The sequence below is a fragment of the Streptomyces sp. NPDC104226 genome, assembly GCF_055584085.1.
Genome location: NZ_JBVJMS010000001.1, coordinates 844,713 through 865,208, shown reverse-complemented (window position 1 = coordinate 865,208; position 20,496 = coordinate 844,713). Strand labels below are relative to the sequence as shown.

Sequence of the window (20,496 nt, the reverse complement as noted above, 5' to 3'; positions counted from 1 at the left end):
CGGGGTCAGGGGCCGGAGGTGTCCCGCCGGACGGCGACCGGGCCGTCCCGGTCGGAGGCGGTGCCCAGGTCGGCCAGGGCGGTCCACAGGTGGCGGACGGCGGCTTCGGCGTCGGCGAGTTCCGCGGGCGCGGGCACGACGGTGCCGAAGGTCTGATCCGGGTCGGCGAGCAGGGTGCGCCAGTGCAGGACCGGAGCGAGGGCCTCGGCGGTCTGGGCCAGGAACCAGGCGAGCGGACCGTGCGTGCGGGCCAGACCCATCGCCACCTGTGCCAGCGCTTCGCGAAGGCGCTCCAGGCGCTCGATCACCGGCAGGCCGTCCTGCTCGTCCGGCGGGCCGACGGTCCGGCCGAGGCGCTTCGCGAGGGTGCGGGCCAGCTCGGTCTCGGAGTCGGAGACCTCCCACAGGCCCGCGCCGATCTGCCGTACGACTTCGGCCGCCAGGCTCCCGGCCCGCGCCGTCATCCCGGTCCCGCCCACCCCCACGGGGAGGCTCTGCCCGACGGGAAGGACGGGACTGCCGTGGCCGAGTCCCGCGGTCGGCGTCGGCACCTGGTCCACGAGGGTGAAGACGCCGTCCGTGCCGGTGAGTTCCAGCAGCCGCTTCACCTGCGGGCCGGGCGCCGCGAGCCGGAAGGAGACCCCTGCCGACTCGGCGGCCCTGCGGGCCCGCAGCAGTTCGTTGAGTGCGGAGCAGTCGCAGACATCCAGGCCCGAGCAGTCGACCACCAGGGCTCTCAGGACCGGTGAGAGGACCAGCGCCCGGCGCAGTGCGTCGGCGAGAGCGGGCACGGTGTCGAAGTCGGCCTCGCCGACCAGTGCCACCACACGAACACCGGACGGCGCCGGACGACGGCAGACGCTCAGACCTGCGGTCACGGGCCACCACTTCCTTCCACAGGCCCACGGGAAAAGACCCTCCCCCGACCGTCACGCCCCCGGGGCCGCCCCCACAGCCCCTGCAGCGAAGCAGCACGACAGGAAACGAACCTTGCGGATCAGGATTCGGCAGTGCCCACGGTGCGGCCCGGCGGGTTCTCCGCCGGGGTGCGGCCCAGCGCGCGGATCGCCGGGAGGCAGAGCATCGCGCCGATGCAGGCGATACCGACGACCGAGGAGAAGAGCAGGACCCGGTCCGCGCCGTACGCCCCTGCCGCCGGGCCGGCGAGGGCGCGCCCCACCGGGATGACCATGATCGAGCCGGCCACGTCGTAGGCGGAGACACGGCTCAGTACGGCCAGCGGGACGTGCGACTGCACGCTCGTCGCCCACATGACCCCCCAGAAGGCGAACCCGCAGCCCGCCACCATCCCGGTGAGGGCCGTCACGGTGAAGGACCAGCCGAGGGCGGGTGCGAGCGGGTTGAGGGAGAAGAAGAACATCGCGCACGCGCCCGCGACGAGGGGGCGCCGGGGACGGACCCGCATGCCCAGCAGGCCACCGATGATCGTTCCGGCGCCGTCGGCCGAGGCGATCCAGCCGTATCCGCCCGCCCCGTGCTGCTCCGTGAGGAGGACCGCGGTCAGGGGGATGACCGGGCCGAAGACGAACAGGCCGTAGACCGCCCAGAGGGAGATCACTCCCCACAGCCAGGCCCGGGAGCGGAACTCGTGCCATCCGGTCACGAGCCGGTGCCACATCGGGTCGTCTTCGGTGTCGCGGGGGGTGCCGAGCCGGCGCAGCGGGGCCAGCCCCAGTGCGCTGAGCGCGTAGGCGGCCGCGATGACCGCGAACGAGCCCGCCACGTTCCAGTAGGCGACGAGCAGGCCCGCGACGCCGGGGCCGAGCAGGGTGCAGATGGCTTCGGAGATGCGCAGGAGGGCGTTGGCCCGCTGGATGTCCTCGGAGACCCGCGGGACCAGGCTCGCCAGGCCCGGCTGGAACATGGCGGTGGCGGCGCCGCTGAGCGCCAGCAGCGCCATGACGTGCCAGAGCCGGACGCCGGTTGCGACCAGCAGCAGCGCGAGGGCGAGCATGGCGACCATGCGCACGATGTCCGCGCCGACCATCATCACCTGCGGGGTGAACTTGTCGGCCAGTACGCCGCCGAACAGCACGAGCAGCACGATCGGCGCCATCCACGCGGCCAGTGCGTAGCCCACGCCCGCGGCGCCGTAGCCGGCGCCGAGCACGGCGGTCGTCAGCGACACCATCAGCATGCCGTCGGCGAGCAGCGAGGCGCTGCGCGCGGTGAACAGGAGCCGGAAACGGCTCGACTTCCAGGGGCTGGGCGGCATGCTTCCCGGTTCCCGGGACACCGCTACCTCATCCATCGTCATGTCAGATCCGCCGGAGTCCGGCCGGTCCCTTCGGTGAGTATGCGTTGACGGAGCCATGCACTGCTCCGGTCCGCCTCCGTCGGCGGGTGCTGGACGATCACGTACCGGTGGGGGGCCAGTACGCCGGGATGCCCGGGGAGCGCGTCCATCAGTGCGGTGTGTGCTCGAACCGGGGTGAGGACGGCGGACCCCGCGGCGATGTACGCCGTCAGGTTCTTCTCGCCCGTCTGCCCGTGCGTTTCGGCGCAGACGTGCACGGGCAGGCCCCCGAGGGCTTGGCTCAGCAGGGCAGCCACGAGCGGAGGCGACGTCCAGCAGCCGTCCACCCGGTCCCACCGCGGGCCGCGTTCGACCGGCCGGACACCCGTCACCGCGGTGAGCGAGGACAGCGGGACGTCCGCCACGGCGACCGCTTCCAAGAGCCGGACCAGGCCGTGCAGGAGGCCTTCCGCCTCGGTGCGCGGGAACAGCGCGGGGTCGGCCCACAGGGCGAGGTGCAGGTCCGGCCGGGTTGCGTAGACGAAGGTCAGGGCGCGGGTCGGAAGGACTTGTGCGGGTCCCCAGTGCAACTCCGGCTCCACCGCGGCCCCGGTGGTGTCCGCCGCGGTCGGACCGCCGGCCACCGTCCCCGGCAGCGTGCTCACGTCGTTGAAGACGAGGTCACGCGCGAACTGGCTGCCCCGTTCGCGGGTGGCCCTGCCGATCATCTCCCACAGCTCCAGCGCGTCGAACTGGCTGTGCCGGTAGGCGTTGAGGGCTGCCCCCCAGGCCTTCTTCAGGAGCATGTCGAAGGTCGGCACCTGCGTGTCCAGGCAGAGCAGGGCGTCCTGCGACAGGGTGCTGACCGTACGGGCGAGCCGCTGCTGGTAGCGGTTCGACGTCGGGACGGCGACGACGCACGAGGTGTGCCCCGTGCGGTGCGCGACGAGGGCGCACCAGGCGGTCAGCAGCACGGTGGACGGCAGGCCGCCGGTGCGCTCGGCGACCTGGGCCAGGGCCCGGGATCCCCGCCGCGACCGCAGGGACAGGCGCGGCGCGGACACCTCGGTGCCGTCGGCGCCGTCCTCCGCGAACATGGCCTGGGGTCCGCTCCGGATGATCCGTTCCCAGTACCGCAGGGACGCACCGGACCTGCGCAGCCCGGACGGGCTCGTCTCCTCGGCGGCGAGCTCGAGCGGGGTCAGGGACGCGGGGGCGGGGAGCGTACCGCCGGACAGCAGGGCGACCCACTCCTCCCGCAGCACCGCGAGGGCGCCGGCGTCGGTCGCGGCGTGGCTCGCCGCCACGGCCGCGAAGACGGGCGTCCCGGCGTGTGCCACGAGGGTGATGCGCAGCGGGAAGTCCCGGTCCAGCCGGAAGCGTCCGGCGCGCGCCCGCAGGGCCACCGACTCGGCGTACGCGCGGGCGTCCGCGGGGAGTTCCTCGTGGTCGAGGAGGGTGAGCGCGAACGAGCCCCGGGATGCCACGACCTGCTCGCGGGGTGCCTCGCCGCCCGTGTGCGGGAAGGTCGTGCGCAGTGCCTCGTGTCGCAGGACGAGGGTGCGCAGCGCGTCGACGGCCGCGTCCGTCCCGGTCCCCGGAGGCACCGGCCACACGTCGTGGATGTTGATGTGGTCGGGCTCGTCCCGCAGCATGCAGCGGATCATGTTGGCCTGTCCCATGGTGACGGGGCCCTGCGCGGCCACGCCGCCCTCGTACGAGACGGTGAGGGTGCGCGTCCGGGTGACGGCGGGGTACGGGGTGGGGCTCACGCGGTGCACCCCGCAGGTTCCGGGGAGGGCCGGTCCGGCGGGTCGTGCTGCGCCCGTCCGGTGCGGGTCAGCTCCGGCCAGGCGGCGGCCAGGAGGGCGAAGTCCGCCATGTCCCGCCGGGCTTCGTCGAGGAGCTCCTCGCGGCGCGGAGCGAGGCTGTCCGCGACCTCGGTGTACCGGCCGCCCAGTCTGCGGTAGGACCGGTCGAGGGCATCGAGCCTTCCGCTCCCCGTGTTCCTGGCCTCGGCGGCGGCCTCGGCGAGGACGCGGACCACGGCGTCGGGCCGGAGCAGGCCCTGCGCGTCGAGCAGTGCGTCGCCGGCCCGCTGCGCGGTGGCGTACACGGCGTCGAAGTGCGGCCCGGACAGGAGGAACTTCGCGAACCGCAGGTGGTAGGCGAGGAAGCCGGCTCGGCTGCGCCGCTCATCGGTGTGGAAGTTGACGATGTGCCGGTTGTGCAGGACGCCCGGCAGTTTCGCCGCGTGGACCAGGTGGATGAGGAAGTAGTCGCTGCCGATGGTGTCGGTGGCGGGCGGAAGCGGCACGCGGGAGTAGACCGTGCGGTCGAAGGCGATGTTGCACATGTCGACCCGGGTCGGACTGACACGGGTGAGCGTGGTGAGGTCGGCGGCGAACGCCGCGGTCCCGGCGCCCCGGAAGGATTCCGCGATCAGGTTCCTGCGCCAGACCTCCGGGTAGCCCTCGGGAACCGAAAGGCCGACGACCTCCTCGTAGACGGCCGGATCGAGGCGGCGGATGTCCTCGACGTCCACGGACATCTCACCGACGAAGGAGCCGCCGACCAGGGCCACCGGCCGCTGCGCGCACGCCGGGTCGAGCCGGCTGCGGGTCACCAGGGCGGACACCTCGCGGGCGCACCGCCCGAGGGCGGTCAGCTCGTGGTGGAGAGGGAAGACGGGATCGCCGCGCAGGTACTGGTAGCGGCTGTCGGAGTCCCGGCGGTGGACGGACGCGCACCCCAGGGTCTCCGCGATCAGGAAGGCCCGGTTGGTGCAGGCTCCGTAGGAGATCCCCGGTGGCAGCAGCAGACCGAGGACGCGTTCGGGCTCGTCGACGCCGGACCCGGCGATCACCTCGCGCAGGACGGTCCTCTGCTCGGGTTCGTCGAGGTGGTGCACGACTACGCCGGGAGCCGCGGGCAGTGCGGCGACGGCCTCGCGGTGCGCGGCGAGCACGGCGGGCCCGGAGGAATCGAGGACGAGCAGGTGCACCTCGACGCCGAACCTGCGCGCGCCGTCGGCGGCCTCCTCGGAGACGGCCCGGATGGTCGCCGCCGAGGGGCGGTTCGTGGGCAGGGTCAGGCAGATGCGGCGCACGCCGGCTCCCCGCTGTGGTCGGTGCCGCCGTCCGCCCCGGGCGCCGGGTCGTGCCAGGAGGTGAGGCCGAGCAGCCGGCTGCCGAGCGGGTCGAGGACGGCGGTGGGGTAGCGCTTGGACTCGTGCAGTACGGGATCCCCGACCAGGGTCCGGTTCCAGCGCGGGGTCCGCAGGTGCCGCCAGGCGTCGACGCGCGAGCGCCGCAGCCGCTCGTGCTCCTCCAGGGCCGGCATCATCGACAGGTACTGCACCGCCCGCACCTGGTCCCCGGAGGTGTTGCGCGCCACTCCGTGGGCGAGCAGGCCGTTCCAGATCAGCAGGTCGCCGGGGTTCAGGTCGGGGCGTACGACGGGGAACTCGGTCCGGTCGACATCGGGGCGCAGGGGGTCCCGGTCGGCGGGCTGGGCGGTCTTCCACTCCTCGAACCGCCGGAACAGCTCGGGAGCGCACTGGAAGCCGCCCGCCTGCGGCGTCGTCCCGTTGAGCGCGATGATGCCCTGCACCCGTTGGGGCGGGACGCCGAGGGTGGTGTCGATGTCCCAGTGCAGTTCGATGTCGAAGCCCCGGTCGGTGGGCTCGATCAGGGCGCGGTCGCGGTTCTTGACGTTGGGCGGGTTGAGATTGAGCCGGTCCTGGGTGACCCACAGCTCCTCGCAGTCCCAGACGTCCACGAAGGCGTCGTAGACGCGGCGGGCCTGCCGGTTGTCCCAGAGCAACTGGTGGTGGTAGGCCTCCACGAAGCCGTACACGTGCAGCTGCCGGTCGAGTTCGGAGCGCAGCGGCCGGTCCTCGTACCAGGTGTCGGGCCGGTCCGGATCGAGGCCCTGGAACTCCCAGGCGAAGTCGAGGAGACGGTGCGCCGCCTCCGCCGGGACCGCCTGTCTGACGACGACGTAGCCGTACGTCTGCCAGTGTGCGAAGTCCGCCTCGGAGAGCACCCTGAGCGGCCGGGACTTCCGTAGCTCCCGCAAGGTGGTCTGGGCGAGGTAGGACTCGCCGTCCGCGCTGAAGTACGGCAGGTCCGAAGCGGCCCGGTGCAGCCGGGGACGTGGACGGGGGAGGCGGGGAGCGGGCGTCGTCATGTAAGCCCTCCAGAACTGGGGTGGGGGAGGTCGTCCGGTACGTCCTGCTCCCCGGCCGGCGGGCGGGGCGGGATGCCGTTCGGGACGAGGGGCCGGGCCCGGGGCCGGCTCGGATTCCGGTGCGGGGGCAGACCGCGGGGTACGCAGGGTGCGCGGCCCGCAGTGTCTCCAGCAGTCGGGGAGCGCAGCGCCATGAGCAGAATTGGTGTAGACCATGGCTTCTGTCAAGTGCCCGCAAATGAAGCTTGGTTGTACCGGGCGATGCCTTTCGGTCAAGATCGGCATGCCCCTGGCGGGTCGCCGTTTTGGTCTAGACAACCGTCGCGTCAGAGGCTTACTGTCCACATGCGCAGCCCGGCCCCTGATGGGATATCAGTCGGCTTGTCCACCGCTGCTGCGGCCGTATCGGTTCAATGCCGGGCACCGACGCCCACGGCTCACGCCCGTCCGTGTCCCCGCGGTCCCCCGCGCGAGCGCGCACACCACGCGTACGACCTCGCGGCGCATCCCCACCGGTCCTGACGACCGGTCACGGGGCGCCTTCGCCTCGTCGCACACCCCCCAAGGGAGCAGTTTCCATGAGCACATCCGTCTCGGACCCGCAGGGTCTCGGTCTGCACAGTCCAGGGCCCGGCCTGATCACGCTGGACCCGGCCCGCACCGCCCTCCTGCACGGGCTGGACGCCCTGCTCACCGGTCTGGCAGCGGACCTCGGCGCACCCGAGGTCGTCGGGCCGCCCCTGCTGTCCGTCGAAGGCCTCACCCGACTGGACTTCTTCCGCAACTTCCCCCACCTCGGCGTCGGCACCGGGCGCTTCACCCCGGACGCCCTCGACGACCTGGCCGCCGGGGCGGCGCCGGCAGACCTTCCCCTGCGCCCGACGGGCTACCTCCTGCCGTCCGCCACCTGCTACGGACTCCTGCTCTCCCTGGAAGGCGCGGACGTCGGCGAGCAAGGCCTGCGCCTCTCCGCCGCCGGCCGGTGCTTCCGCAACGAGACCCACTACGACGGACTGCGCCGCCTGTGGGGCTTCCACATGCGCGAGGTCCTCTACCTCGGCACCAGAGAGGGCGCGGTCCGGCACCTGGAACAGGGAGCCGAGTTCATCGCGGGAGCCGCCGCCCGCCTCGGCCTGGAGCTCACGAGGGCGGCCGCCGACGACCCCTTCTACGACACGGGCGGCTCCAGGGCCCGGCTCATGGCCCTGGACCCGGTCAAGCACGAGTTCTCCACCCCCGACGGCACCGCCATCGCCTCCGTCAACCGCCACCGCAACTTCTTCGGCGACCGGCTGGACATCCGCGCGGGCTCGGAAGGGCCCGCGCACAGCGCCTGCGTCGCCTTCGGGCTCGAACGCTGGGTGCACGCGATGCTCCTCACCCACGGCACCCCCGAGAAGGCCCTGGAACGGCTCCGCGAGGCCCGCTCCTGAACCGACCCCGCGGCAGCCGCCGCCCTGGCCCCGCCACACGTCCCACGTCCTGCGTACCGGCAACAGGAGCGCCCCTCCCATGAATCGCATCACCGAGTGGCTGTACGAGAAGAACCCCGGCCTCGACGGCCCCATCGACACCGACGAGGACCTCATCGAGGCGCGTCTCATCGACTCGATGGACTTCCTGGAGTTCATCGACCTCCTGGAAGAGCTCTCCGGCAGCGCCATCGACCTCCAGGAAGTCACCATCGACGACTTCCGCACCCTCGACCGCGTGCAGGAACGCTTCCTGAGCAACGTCGGCTGAACGCGTGCGGACGACGGCCGGCCCCCCACCCGGCCCGGAGAACGGAACGAGCCCGCGCGCCGCCCTCGCGGTCGTCGCGACCACCGCGGAGGTACTGGCACACCCGCTGCTGCACGAAGGACTGCTCCACCCCTGGGAGCACGACCGGCTCACCGGCATCAGGACCGCGAGCCGCCGCGACGAGGCGGTGGCGGCGAGACTCCTCCTGCGTCTGTGCACCGCCCGCTACACCGGCCTGCCCCTGGCCGCGTCGGCCCCGGCGCAACGCTGCCCCGGGTGCGGGCGGGCCGGCCACGGGCGCCCGTACCTGCCCGGCCGCCGCGAGGTGGGGCTCAGCCTCAGCCACGCGGACGGCCTGGTGGCGGCAGCCGTGGGCCCCGGCGCCATCGGCATCGACGTCGAGCCCTCGGCACGGCGCCCCGGCCCCGTACGCCAACTGCGGCGTCTGTTCCCCGAGGCCGACCTCCGTGAGGCCGCCGAGGGACCGGACCCGGGGCCCGCGCTGCTGCGCCTGTGGGTCCGCAGGGAGGCATTGCTGAAGGCCGGCCGCAGCGACCTCCCCGTCCACACCTGGTCGGACGCCGAACGCTCGGCCACGGCGGCTGTCGCCGCCACGGCCCACACCGTCCTGTCCGGCCTTCCCTGACCTTCCGCACCGTGGGTCCCCGACGGTGCGGCAGCCCCGGCCGTCCGGCATCCGTCACGACGGCCTCCTGTCACCCCGGGTAGGGGACCAGTCCCGTGCGGTGCGCGAGGACGACGGCCTGGACCCGGTCGCGCAGGCCGAGTTTGGCCAGGATGCGCGAGACGTAGGTCTTGACGGTCTCCGGGGTGATGAAGAGCGCGGCGGCGATCTCGGCGTTCGACAGGCCGTGGGCGACCTGCTGGAGGACTTCCAGTTCGCGTGGGGTGAGTGCTTCGACGACCGTCTCGCGTTCGGCGTTCGCAGGACGGAGGTGTTCGCCGTAGTGCCCGATGAGGTGCCGGGTGACGGCAGGGGCGAGCAGTGCGTCCCCGCGGGCCACGGTTCTTATGCCGCCGACCAGCTCTGCCGGAGGGGCGTCCTTGAGGAGGAATCCGCTGGCGCCGGCCTTGAAGGCGTCGTAGACGTACGCGTCCACGTTGAAGGTGGTCACGACCAGCACCTTCGGGGGCTCCTGGGCTTGCGGGCCGGCGAGTTGCCGGGTGGCCTGGATGCCGTCCAGGAGGGGCATGCGGATGTCCATCACGACCACGTCGGGGCGCAGGCGCAGGGCGAGTTGTACGGCCTCGTGGCCGTTCTCGGCCTCGCCCACGACCTCCATGTCGGGTTGCGCGGAGAAGATGGTGACGTAGCCGGCGCGGACCAGTGCCTGGTCGTCGCAGACCAGTACGCGGATGGGGCTCGGTGCCTCGTTCACGGGGATCACTCCGGCCGGGGCCGGAACGGGATCGAGGCGTGGACCTCGAACCCTCCCTCGGGCCGGGGGCCGGCCAGGAGCCGCCCGTCGAGCAACTCCACCCTCGTACGAAGCCCGTTCAGCCCCCGCCCTCCACCGCCCTGGGCGGGCCTCCGCGCGATCGGCCTTCCGAGGGGGCCGTCGGTGAGGACGGTGATCTCGGTGCGGTCCTCATGGTGTCTGAGAAGAACGTGCGTCGGCTGCCCCGCGGCGTACTTGACGGCATTGGTCAGAGCCTCCTGGACCACCCGGTACGCAGCCAGTTCCGCCTCCGCGTTCTGCGGGAGGGGTTCGCCCTCTTCGCTCAACTCGACGGGCTGCCCCGACCTGCGCGTCTGCTCGACGAGATCTCCGACCCGCCCCAGTGCGGGAGCGCGGCTCGTCCGAGCCGGGTCGGCGGAGGCGCCCTCACCGGTCGCCTCCAGTACGCCGAGCAGCCGGCGCAGGTCGGTCAGGGCCCGCCGGCCGGTGTCGCTCACGTGCGTCAGCGATTCGCCGGCCCGCTCGGGGGCGGAGGTGAGCAGGAACTGGGCGGCGTCGGACTGCACCACCATGGCGGTGACGTGGTGCGTCACCACGTCGTGCAGCTCCCGGGCGATCCGGGCCCGCTCCGCTGCCGTGGCCACCTCGGCGCTCAGCCGCCGCCGTTCCGCCTCCTTCGTCCGGTTCTTGCGCACGGTGCTCCCCAGAAGCCAGAACGCGGCCAGGATCAGGTAGAACGCGAGGTAGTCCAGGACCGCCTGGGGCGATCCGAGGCGGTCCAGGACGACGGCCAGCACGAGGTAACCGGCGCTCATCGCCGCCGCCTGGGCGCTGCGGGAGCGGACCTGGTGGGCCCCCGAGGAGTAGAGGGCCAGGTACAGCCCCAGACTCGCGGGCGTGGTGGAGAAGCCCAGCGTCTGGTGGACGGCGAAGGCCGCGGCGATGACCGCCACGGTGGCCGCGGGCCACCGGCGGCGGGCCGCCAGGGGCAGGCTCTGCGCCAGGACCAGAGCCAGGGCCAGCGCGTTCTGCGGCCGCTGCGGCAGGTCACCGATCTGCCCGCCGATGTGCGACAGGTTCGGCACGAGTGCCAGGAGCGTGAGCGCCAGGGCGAAGACGGCGTCCTTGACGAAGGCGTCGCACTCCTGCCACCAGTCGTACGGTCCCCGCAGCAGCGGAATGCCGCGGGCCGCCTGAGGCGATGTCACGGGTGATTTCTCCAGTCCGGCCGCTCTCAGCGGGCCGCGCGACGACGGGACTTGATACCGCCGCCGCGGTGCGCTCGGCGGAGCATCCAGAGGGCGATGGCCGCGCCGATCAGGACGGGCACGATCGATGCCTCCAGGCCGAAGCCCCCGCCGGTCAGGAAGGCGGGGCCGTGGGCCTCGAGGGTGAACCAGCCTTCGGGGGTGTGGCCGGAGACCGGGATGCCGAGCAGCTGTTCGGCTGCGTTCCAGGTGAAGTGCACACCGGCGACGAACCAGATGCTACGCCGCCACAAGAAGGCGGCTCCCAGCAGGACGCCCGCTTCCACGGCGATCGCCAGCGCGCTCCACAGGGTGGCGTCGGCGGCGCCGAGGTGGGCCGCACCGAAGAACAGCGAGGTGATCACGATGGCGGCCCCGCTGCCCCACAGCTGCTCCAGGGCCTGCAGGGCGAGACCTCGGAACAGCAGCTCCTCGGTGACCGAGCCGCCGATCTGCACCATGACGGTCGTCCACAGAACCCCGACGAACCCGTGGCCCGCCCAGGAGAACGAGTAGCCCCCGAAGACGGTGAGCAGGACGACGGGCACGAGTATGAAGCCCAGGCCGATCCCGCCGCCGAGCAGCGCCTCCCTGACGGCGCCCGACCGGGCGATCTCGGGCGTGGGGCGCCCGGCGACCCGGTGCATCACCCACCAGTACACGGCCACCGCCGCGGCCGCTCCCAGCACCGGCACCGGGCCGGGTCCGGTCGCGGTCAGGCCCGAAACCAGGCCGACGCCGACAACGCCCGTCAGCAGCCAGCCGATCGGGGAACGCGCCATCCGCACGAAGCGCCCGCCGGGGCGAACGGGACCGGTCCCGGGACCGTCGCCGGTGTCGTGGTGGGCTGCAGGCCTGGTGTCCATGGTGACCTCTCGTCGTGGTCACACCGGGTGGTGACCTGGGGATCACGGTAGAAATCCACAGCTCGCCGGGGATCACCCGTGGAGGGACGGGACGTGTAGCTCTCATGGGGGATGCGCAGGCATCGGCACCTGTGCGGCACGACCGGCCGGAAAGTCCCGGTTGCCTCAACTGGTGATCACGAAGAGGCATTTGCTGTGGACACGGTGCGGATTCGGTCGTGCAGAACCCTGTGAAGGCGACGTGAAAGTGGTGTAGACCTACGCCCTGCGAGACAGCGGAAGAGGGGTGCGTCATGGAAGCAAAGGGTCGTCGACTGCGGACGTCCGGTGCGGGCTGCCTGGCAGTGGTGCTGATGGCGGGGTGCGGGACGGTGTCCGGTCCCGGGAAGGATGAGGTGGTCCTGCGAGTGGTGGCCGCCGACTACGGCGACAGCCCCGAAAATGCCTCGGGCGCGTACTGGAAGGAGCTGGCGTACAGCTTCGAGCAGGCCAATCCGGGCGTGCGGGTGGAGGTGAGCGTCCTGTCCTGGGACGACGTGGACGCGAAGGTCGCCGAGATGGTGAACGCCGGCCGCGCGCCGGACATCGCACAGATAGGCGCCTACGCCGACTACGCGGCCGCCGGCAAGCTGTACCCGGCCGACGAGCTCCTCTCGGTGCGCACGGAAGCCGACTTGCTGGAACCGCTCGCACGAGCGGGCAGGGTCGGCGGCGGCCAGTACGGCCTGCCGTTCGTGGCCTCGACCCGGCTGATGTTCTACAACACGAAGCTCCTGGAGGACGCGGGCGTCGTCGCCAAGGGCGGGACGTGGCAGCCCCACTCCTGGGCCGACCTGACCGCCGCGGCGAAGAAGCTCAAGAAGGACGGGGTGCGCACGCCGATCGCTCTTCCCCTGGGCCCGGAGGAAGCGCAGGCCGAGTCCATGCAGTGGATGCTCGCCGGCGGTGGCGGCATCACGAACGACTCGGAAGGCTACGTCATCGATTCGACCGCCAACGTGAAGACCTTCGAGTTCCTGCGCGACGACCTGGTCGGCGCCGGACTCACCGGCCCGGACGATCCGGGGAAACTCGACCGCAGGAAGGCCTTCGACGCCTTCACGCGCGGGGAGGTCGGGATCCTCAACGGCCACCCCACCCTGGTGCAGCAGGCGAGCGCCAAGGGCGTCAAGCTCGGCATGGTCGCACTGCCCACGGCGGACGGCTCCTCGCCGCGGGCGATGGGCGTCGCAGACTGGGTCATGGCCTTCAAGAACGGGCACCCGAAGGAAACCGGAAAGTTCCTCGACTACCTGTACGAGGAGAAGAACGTCACCGCCTTCACCACGAAGTACGGGCTGCTGCCGGTGACGACGACCGGCTACCGGCAGATGCTCGCATCCGACGATCCCGGGGCCGCACCCCTCAAGGTGTTCCTGGAGGCCCTGCCGTCCTCGCGCCTCTACCCGGTGGGCAAGAAGTCCTGGGCCGGGGTCAGCGCGGACTTCAAGAAGAACATCGGCGCCGCCGTCCAGCCGGGCGCGAACCCGGGGAAGGTGCTCGCGGACATCGCCCAGGGGGCCCGGAAGGCGGAAGGCTGACCCTGCACACTTCGCCCGGCCGGCGCATCCCCCGTGAGAGCTACAGCCATAGTCCACTCACGGGGGATCCCCATTGGTCCAGACCAACTCCTAGCGTGGGTGGGAGCGGGCCCGCCGTGGTGGCGCGGCCACCTCCCCCCCCACACACAAGGAGTCGCACGTGCCCAAGCAGAGGATCATCGCCCTGTCGGCCGCCGCGGTCACCGTCGCGGGCCTCATCGCCCTCACTCCGTTCGGTTCTTCGGCCTACGCCGCGGAGTGCGCCGCGCCCTACGCCGCCGCCACTGTCTACACCGGCGGCATGTCCGCCTCCTCGGGCGGCCACAACTGGCAGGCCAAGTGGTGGACCCAGGGCGAGACGCCCTCCACCGGAGGCTCGGGAGTCTGGGCCGACCAGGGAACCTGCGGAGCGGGAGGTGGCGGAGGCGGCACCACGCCGACCCCGACTCCCACCACCCCTGCGACCTGCAACCACCCGGCCTGGGCCGCGGGCACCCAGTACGCCACCGGAGCGGTCGTCAGGTACACCCCCAACGGGCAGTACTACATCGCGACCCACGACAACCCGGGCTACGACCCGACCATATCCACCTGGTTCTGGAGCCCCTACACCTGCACCGGCGAGCCGACCCCCACCCCGACTCCGACCACCCCGAACCCGGGCGGGTTCGTCGTCTCCGAAGCACAGTTCAACCAGATGTTCCCGAGCCGGAACTCCTTCTACACCTACGCCGGCCTGGTCAACGCGCTCTCCGCCTACCCGGCGTTCGCGAACACCGGCTCCGACACGGTGAAGAGGCAGGAGGCGGCCGCCTTCCTCGCCAACGTCACCCACGAGACCGGAGGCCTGGTCTACGTGGTGGAGCAGAACACCGCCAACTACCCGCACTACTGCGATGCCACCCAGCCGTACGGCTGCCCGGCCGGCCAGGCCGCGTACTACGGCCGCGGACCCATCCAGCTCAGCTGGAACTTCAACTACAAGGCCGCCGGAGACGCCCTCGGCATCAACCTGCTGAACAACCCCAACCTCGTCCAGACCGACGCGGCCGTCGCCTGGAAGACCGGCCTGTGGTACTGGAACACCCAAACCGGACCCGGCACCATGACCGCCCACAACGCCATGGTCAACGGCGCGGGCTTCGGCGAGACCATCCGCAGCATCAACGGTGCGATCGAGTGCAACGGCGGCAACCCCGCACAGGTGCAGAGCCGGATCAACTCCTACCAGAACTTCGCAGCCATCCTGGGCGTTCCGGCCGGCAGCAACCTCTCCTGCTGAGGTGGACGCCGGGATCGGCCCGCGGGGTGTAGGCCGGGGCCGCGCTCCGACGGCGTTCTTCGGCCATCCGGCCGGCTCCGGCGGCCTTCCCCACGGTGTCCCTGGCCCCAGGAGGCCCACGCGCCCCGAGCGCAATCGACTATGCCGCGTGCACATTCAGAAAAGGAATGCGATTTCGGCAATTCCGGGATGGATTACCCGCGTTCACTCTCCCAACGTTGACAGCGTGCTGCGTCTTGGGAGTAAATGAGTTCACAGGTGGCCTGATGTGGCCGCAGGAAGGCTGGATCAGGCCACTCCGTGACCGGTTCGTTCCGCCCGTCACCTGGCGTGGCCGTGGCGATGGTGCAGTAGAGGGGTGTTTGGGTCGCGGGTGTACGGCGTGGTCGTGTAGTGAGCGGGTATTGACGAATCCGATTCTTCCGTGGGGGATCAATGGCCCAGCTCAGTTCTTTTTCCGTCCCCGATTTCCACCTGCCGTTCGGAAACTCGAAGCATCCCGAAGCCGCGCGGGCGAACGCCGAGGCGACCTCGTGGGTGGTGCAGCACGAGCTCGTGACCGCCGCGGCCGAGCAGTTCTCGGGCATCGGCGTGGGTCACCTCGCCGGCCGGGTGAGCGGTGACGTCCCCTACGAGCGGGTCCTCCTGCTCGCCGAGTGGATGGCCTGGTCGTTCGTCCTGGACGACCAGCACGACCACCTCATCCGAGCCGGAGAGGTCGCGGCCTGGCGGCCCGTCACCGACGCGATCACCGGCTATCTGCGAACGGGGCGGACCGAGAGGTCGGCAGCGGGCCGAAATCCGTTGGTCACGGGGTTCGTGGACCTGTGCGACCGCATCCTGGCCGGCATGTCCGAGCGGACCGCGGCCCGCTACCGCACCCATGTCCCCCTCATGCTGCACTCCTTGGACCAGGAGGCGGGCAACCGCGCCGCCACGAGGCGTCCGGGGGTTCAGGACTACGTCCTCATGCGCCGCCACAGTTCCCAGATCCTCCCGATGATGGACATGGTGGAGGCCGGGCTCGGGATCGACCTCGCGCAGGACGTCCACGACCTCCCCGAGTTCCAAGCCCTCGCCGCGAGCGTGCTCGACGTCATCTCCTGGGGGAACGACGTGTTCTCCCTGCCCAAGGAGCACGCCTGCGGGGACACCAACAACCTGGTCTCCCTCATCTCCTTCTGGGAGAAGTGCTCCCTCCCCGACGCCGTCCAGGCGGTCGAAGGGCGCATCCAGGAGCGCATCGAGCAGTACCTGACCGAAGAGGAACGTCTGATCCAGGCCGTCACCGCGCTCCCCGGCACGGATCCGGCACTCATCGACGCGGTCACCCGCTGCGTGCGCAGTTACGAGGACTGGATGATCGGCGCCGATCTGTGGCAGCGTTACGAGTGCACGCGGTACAGCGACGAGCGGTTCGCGGCCGGACTGGAGTCTGCGTACACCCGCCCGGATCTTGTCTCCGCGGCGTGACGGAAAGTCAGCTCATGGCAACTGAAGCGCGTTCCGGTACCGAGGTCCATGCTCCGATCGCCCCGGGGCGGTTACCGCTCCTGGGCCACGCGCTGCAACTGTGGCGCCGGCCCATCGCGTTCCTGGAGTCGCTCCGGGAACACGGCGACATCGTACGGCTCGACATCGGGACCTGGCCCGTCCACGTGCTGACGAGTCCGGAGCACGTCCACTCCGTACTCGTCCAGCAGGCCCAGCAGTTCGGCCGGGGAAGGATCTTCGACAGGCTCCGCCCGGTGTTCGGCAACGGGATCGTGACCACCGACGGCGACTTCCACCGCAGGCAGCGCCGGATGATGCAACCCGCCTTCCACCGCAACCACATCGCCGAGTACGCCGAGGCGATGTGCCGGCAGGCGGAGGCGATGTCCGCGTCGTGGACGGCCGGCCGGGAGATCTCGGTGGTCACGGAGGCGCGCGGGTACGCGATGGCCTCGGTGGCCGAGATGATCTTCTCGGGGGACCTGAGCCGGCCCGCGGTCGACGAAGTGCACCGCTCGCTGCCCATCGTCCTGGAGGGCATGCTCGTGCGGGCGGTCATGCCCAAATCGCTCGACCGGCTGCCCATTCCGTACAACCGGCGGTTCGACGGCGCGGCCGCCCGGCTGCGCCGGGTCATCGACGAGGTGATCGAGCAGTACCGCGCCGAGGCGCGGCACCACGCCGGGGAGCCGGCCGAGCAGGGCGGCCGCCACGACCTGCTCTCCATGCTGCTGGCGGGCGTGGACTCCGAGACGGGCTCGACGATGGCCGCCGAACAGGTCCGGGACGAGGTCATCGCCATCATGCTCGCCGGCACCGAGACCTCTGCGACCACCCTCTCGTGGATCTTCCACGAGATGGGCCGGCATCCCGAGGTGGAGGCGCGCGTCCACGCCGAAGTCGACTCCGTGGTGGGGTCCCGGCCCGTGCGTCCCGAAGACCTGCCCGCGCTGACGTACACGCACGACGTCTTCCAGGAGGCCCTGCGCCTGCATTCGCCCCTGCTCTTCACCCGCAGGGCCCTCAACCCCCTCACCCTCGGCGGAATCTCGATCCCGGCCGGCGCGGAACTGGCCTACAGCCCGTACGCGCTGCACCGGGACCCCGCGCTCTTCCCCGACCCCGGCGTCTTCGACCCGGACCGCTGGCAGAAGGGGGCCAAGGAGCGTTCCCGTACCCACAGTTACGTCCCGTTCGGGGCCGGCCAGCACAAGTGCATCGGCGATTCCTTCGCCGTGGCGGAGATCCTGACCGCGGTGGCGACCGTCGCCTCGCGATGGCACCTGAAGCCCGCCCCGGGCAGCACCGTGCGCGAACTGCCCGCAGGGATCCCGCAGCCCAGCGAACTGCCCATGATCCCCGTGGCGCGGAAGATACAGCACTTCTCTCAAACGAGTGATGAGATACCGCAATAGTGTGCTGAAACAGCATCAACTCCTCCTCCGGCCCGTACACTCTGCCGCACGTGCCGGAGGGGGTAAACGATGTCGCAGGTCGCGGAACCGAGAAGCTGGAACACTCAGCCCCTGCTGGAGCGGGAGGCGGAGGTCCGCGCGATCCAACGCGCGGTGGACGTGCTCTGCGGAATCCCGGGCAACGGCTCCGGCAGCGGACCGGGCAACCGCAGCGGAGGCGTCCTGACCTTCGCCGGATCGCCCGGCATAGGCAAGACCACCTTGCTGAACGAGGCCCGTCGGCACGCCGCCGACCGCTCCTGCACCGTGCTCTTCGCACGCGGCGGCGAGCAGGAGCGGCAGGTTCCGTTCCACGTGATGCGCCAGCTCATCCAGCCGGCCCTCGCCGCCATGAGCGAGGAGGAACGGCGCGACGCGCTCGGCAACTGGTACGGCATCATCGCCCCCGCGCTCGGGCTGACCGCCGCCTCGAAGGGGCCGACGGCGCCCGACCCGCAGGGCGTGCGCGACGGACTGGACTGGGTGGTCACGCATTTAGCGGTACGCAACGCCCCCGTCGTGCTGATCGTCGACGACGCCCACTGGGCGGACGCCGAGTCCCTGAGCTGGCTCACCTCCTTCGCGGCGCGCGCCGAGGAACTCGCCATGCTGATCATGGTGGCCTGCCGGCCCGACGAGATCCCCGCCGACGCCGGCGCCCTGCGCGCCCTCATGGGACGCCAGGGGACGCGCCCGCACGAGCTGGCTCCCCTGACCACGAGCGCCGTCGCGCGCATCGTGCGCGACGCCCTCGGTGAGAACGCGGACAACGTGTTCTGCCGCGAATGCTGGGCGATCACCGGAGGAAACCCCTTCGAAGTGGTCGAGCTGGTCATGAAGGGCCGCGACCGGGGGCTGCAGCCGTACCAGGGCAACATCCCCGAGCTGCGCGACCTGGCTTCCGCGGTCAAGGGCAGCGGCCTGATCGACCGGCTCGACCAGCTCGGCCCGTCCACCGTCCGGCTCGCCTGGGCCGCCGCCGTGCTCGGTACCGCGGTACCCCTCGGCATCGTCGGCGGCGTGGCCGCCCTCGGCGAGGCACAGGCCGCCGAGGCCATCGACAAGCTCCGGGCCGCCCGCATCCTGACCGTCCTCACGGGCGTACGGCGCAAGGAGGTCGTGGAGTTCTTCCACCCGCTCATCGCCACCGCCGTGTACCGCTCGATCCCGCCCGGTGTGCGCGTAGCCATGCACGGCATGGCCGCCCAGGCCGTGATCGACGACGGGCAGGGTTCCGCGGCCGCCGCCCGCCACCTCCTGGAGATGCACCCCGAGGGCGACCCGTGGGTCGTACAGCAGCTGCGCCAGGCCGCGCGCGAGAGCTTCTCCGCGGGCGCCCCCGATGCCGCGCGCCGCTACCTGGCACGTGCGCTGCGCGAGCCCCCGGAGGTCGAGGACCGCGCCGAGGTCCTGTTCGAACTCGGATCCGCCAACCTCCTGCACGATCCCGCGACCACGATCAACCAGCTCAGGGCCGCGCTGGAGGAGCCCAAGACCGACCAGGCCCTGCGCGAGGCGATCACGTACCGGCTCGCCCAGGCGCTCGGCCACACGGGTCAGCTGGGGGCGGCGGCAGAGCTCCTCGCGGACGAGGCCCGGCGCGCCACGAGCTCCCGTACGCGACTGCGCATGCAGGCCGAGCAGTTCAAATGGAACTCCGTCCGGTTCGACGAGGAGAACTCGCCCGCCCGCTCCCGGCTCCTCGCCCAGTTCGCCAAGCGGCTCACCGGCCGGGGGCTGCCCGAGCGGCACATCCTGGGTCTGCGGGCCTGGGACGCCGCGATGCGCGGCGAGCCCGTCTCCACCGCCCTCGGGTACGCGGAACAGGCGCTCGACGGAGGCATGAGCTGGACCGACCAGGACTTCGGCTTCGAGGTGCCGGCCGTCCTCGCAGTCACGCTCATGTACTGTGACCAGCCCGGCCGGGCCGAGGACCTCTTCAACACCGCGATCATCGAGTTCGAGGGGAAGGGCTGGCGCGGCGCGCACCTGTCCTTCGTCTACACCCTGCTCGGCTACGTCCGCTACCGGCGCGGGCAGCTCGCCGAGGCGGAGGACTTCGTACGCAACGGCCTGCAGATCGCCGACCGCGTCGGAGCCGGCATCCCGGCACAGTGGTACGCGGTCGGTACCCTCATCGAGACCCTGCTCGCCCGGGGGAACACCGCCGAGGCCCAGCGCATCGCCAAGGCCTACAAACTGGCGGACGGCTTCCCCCAGGCCGTGGTCTACCCCGATCCGCAGGCCGTGTGGGGCAAACTGCTCCTGGCCCAGGGCAGGATCGAGGAGGCGAAGCACCACCTCACCGCAGCCGGCCGGCGCCTGGACCTGCGCGGAACGCGCAACCCCTCGTGGAGCCCCTGGCAACTGGACCTGGCGCTCGCGCAGGCAACGCACGCGCCCGAGCAGGCACGGGCCACCGCGGCCGAAGCGCTCGCACGGGCCCGCGCGTTCGGCACCTCCAGCGTGATCGGACACGCCCTGCGCGTCGCGGCCGCCGCCACGGACCCGTCCCGGGCGGAAGCCCTGCTGCAGGAGGCGGTGGACCACCTCGAACAGTCTCCGGCCGCCTACGAACTCGCGCACGCGCTCATCGACCACGGCATGGTCCTGCACGCCATCGGCGACCCGCACATGGCAGCGCAGCAGACCTACCGCGGGATGGAGTTGGCGGCCGAGTGCGGCGCCGACGGACTCGTGGGCCGGGCCAGGACCCAGCTGGCCTCGGCAGGTCTGCGGCCCCGCCGGCTGCGCACCTCCGAGCACGACACCCTGACCGTCACCGAGCTCACCGCCGCCCGCCACGCGTCGGCGGGGATGGACAACAAGGCGATCGCCGCGGCGATGCACACCAGCGCCCAAGCGGTGTCCGAGCTGTTGTCCGCGGTCTTCACGAAGCTGGGCACCGACCGGTTCGGACTGCACCGGGCGCTCGGCGCCTGACCGTACGGCCGGCCCGGA

16 protein-coding genes are annotated in these 20,496 nt (G+C 71.6%); 8 read left to right on the top strand and 8 right to left on the bottom strand.

What is annotated here, in order from left to right; translation table 11 throughout:
- Window positions 1-5 precede the first annotated feature (5 nt).
- From ACZ60J_RS03790 to ACZ60J_RS03770, 5 genes are all read right to left on the bottom strand, one after another.
- Window positions 6-878, bottom strand: coding sequence for an STAS domain-containing protein (locus tag ACZ60J_RS03790; protein ID WP_469678774.1), 873 nt, complete (start codon window positions 876-878; stop codon window positions 6-8).
- 119 nt (window positions 879-997) lie between these two features.
- On the bottom strand, window positions 998-2,278 hold the full coding sequence (locus ACZ60J_RS03785; RefSeq protein WP_469678773.1) for an MFS transporter: 1,281 nt from the start codon (window positions 2,276-2,278) through the stop codon (window positions 998-1,000).
- A complete protein-coding gene (locus ACZ60J_RS03780; protein WP_469678772.1) occupies window positions 2,275-4,029 on the bottom strand; it encodes a condensation domain-containing protein in 1,755 nt (584 codons plus the stop codon). Before ACZ60J_RS03780 ends, ACZ60J_RS03785 begins: the two co-directional genes overlap by 4 nt.
- Complete coding sequence (locus tag ACZ60J_RS03775) at window positions 4,026-5,366, bottom strand: DUF6271 family protein (RefSeq protein ID WP_469678771.1); 1,341 nt, start codon at window positions 5,364-5,366, stop codon at window positions 4,026-4,028. Before ACZ60J_RS03775 ends, ACZ60J_RS03780 begins: the two co-directional genes overlap by 4 nt.
- Window positions 5,348-6,448, bottom strand: a complete 1,101-nt coding sequence (locus ACZ60J_RS03770) for a phytanoyl-CoA dioxygenase family protein (RefSeq protein WP_469678770.1) — start codon at window positions 6,446-6,448, stop codon at window positions 5,348-5,350. The genes ACZ60J_RS03775 and ACZ60J_RS03770 overlap by 19 nt, the downstream gene beginning before the upstream one ends.
- Before the next feature lie 578 nt (window positions 6,449-7,026).
- Between ACZ60J_RS03770 and ACZ60J_RS03765 the strand changes: the two genes are divergently transcribed.
- From ACZ60J_RS03765 to ACZ60J_RS03755, 3 genes are all read left to right on the top strand, one after another.
- On the top strand, window positions 7,027-7,881 hold the full coding sequence (locus ACZ60J_RS03765) for a class-II aminoacyl-tRNA synthetase family protein (protein ID WP_469678769.1): 855 nt from the start codon (window positions 7,027-7,029) through the stop codon (window positions 7,879-7,881).
- 79 nt (window positions 7,882-7,960) lie between these two features.
- Window positions 7,961-8,191 carry an acyl carrier protein gene (locus ACZ60J_RS03760; protein WP_469678768.1) on the top strand — a complete coding sequence of 77 codons (231 nt, stop codon included), beginning with the start codon at window positions 7,961-7,963 and terminating at the stop codon, window positions 8,189-8,191.
- 4 nt (window positions 8,192-8,195) lie between these two features.
- The gene (locus tag ACZ60J_RS03755; protein WP_469678767.1) at window positions 8,196-8,837 is read left to right on the top strand and encodes a 4'-phosphopantetheinyl transferase family protein; all 642 of its coding nucleotides are present in this window, start codon (window positions 8,196-8,198) and stop codon (window positions 8,835-8,837) included.
- 70 nt (window positions 8,838-8,907) lie between these two features.
- Here ACZ60J_RS03755 and ACZ60J_RS03750 read toward each other — a convergent pair whose 3' ends face one another.
- The 3 genes from ACZ60J_RS03750 to ACZ60J_RS03740 are packed head-to-tail and all read right to left on the bottom strand — an operon-like array spanning window position 8,908 to window position 11,725.
- The gene (locus tag ACZ60J_RS03750) at window positions 8,908-9,591 is read right to left on the bottom strand and encodes a response regulator (protein ID WP_469678766.1); all 684 of its coding nucleotides are present in this window, start codon (window positions 9,589-9,591) and stop codon (window positions 8,908-8,910) included.
- A 5-nt stretch (window positions 9,592-9,596) separates the two neighbouring features.
- A complete protein-coding gene (locus ACZ60J_RS03745) occupies window positions 9,597-10,820 on the bottom strand; it encodes a sensor histidine kinase (protein ID WP_469678765.1) in 1,224 nt (407 codons plus the stop codon).
- A 26-nt stretch (window positions 10,821-10,846) separates the two neighbouring features.
- Window positions 10,847-11,725, bottom strand: coding sequence for a lysostaphin resistance A-like protein (locus tag ACZ60J_RS03740; RefSeq protein WP_469678764.1), 879 nt, complete (start codon window positions 11,723-11,725; stop codon window positions 10,847-10,849).
- Window positions 11,726-12,018: 293 nt separating this feature from the next.
- Here ACZ60J_RS03740 and ACZ60J_RS03735 point away from each other — a divergent pair, with 293 nt between their 5' ends.
- The 5 genes from ACZ60J_RS03735 (at window position 12,019) to ACZ60J_RS03715 (ending at window position 20,478) form a co-directional block, all read left to right on the top strand.
- Entirely contained in the window at window positions 12,019-13,305 is a 1,287-nt protein-coding gene (locus ACZ60J_RS03735) for an ABC transporter substrate-binding protein (RefSeq protein WP_469678763.1), read from the top strand.
- Window positions 13,306-13,465: 160 nt separating this feature from the next.
- Complete coding sequence (locus tag ACZ60J_RS03730; RefSeq protein ID WP_469678762.1) at window positions 13,466-14,587, top strand: glycoside hydrolase family 19 protein; 1,122 nt, start codon at window positions 13,466-13,468, stop codon at window positions 14,585-14,587.
- Between the two features lie 435 nt (window positions 14,588-15,022).
- Complete coding sequence (locus tag ACZ60J_RS03725) at window positions 15,023-16,060, top strand: terpene synthase family protein (RefSeq protein ID WP_469678761.1); 1,038 nt, start codon at window positions 15,023-15,025, stop codon at window positions 16,058-16,060.
- 14 nt (window positions 16,061-16,074) lie between these two features.
- Window positions 16,075-17,496 (top strand): cytochrome P450, encoded by a 1,422-nt coding sequence (locus tag ACZ60J_RS03720; RefSeq protein ID WP_469678760.1) that lies wholly within the window; start codon window positions 16,075-16,077, stop codon window positions 17,494-17,496.
- A 69-nt stretch (window positions 17,497-17,565) separates the two neighbouring features.
- Window positions 17,566-20,478: an ATP-binding protein gene (locus ACZ60J_RS03715; RefSeq protein ID WP_469678759.1), complete on the top strand. Its 2,913-nt coding sequence runs from the start codon at window positions 17,566-17,568 to the stop codon at window positions 20,476-20,478.
- Window positions 20,479-20,496 lie beyond the last annotated feature (18 nt).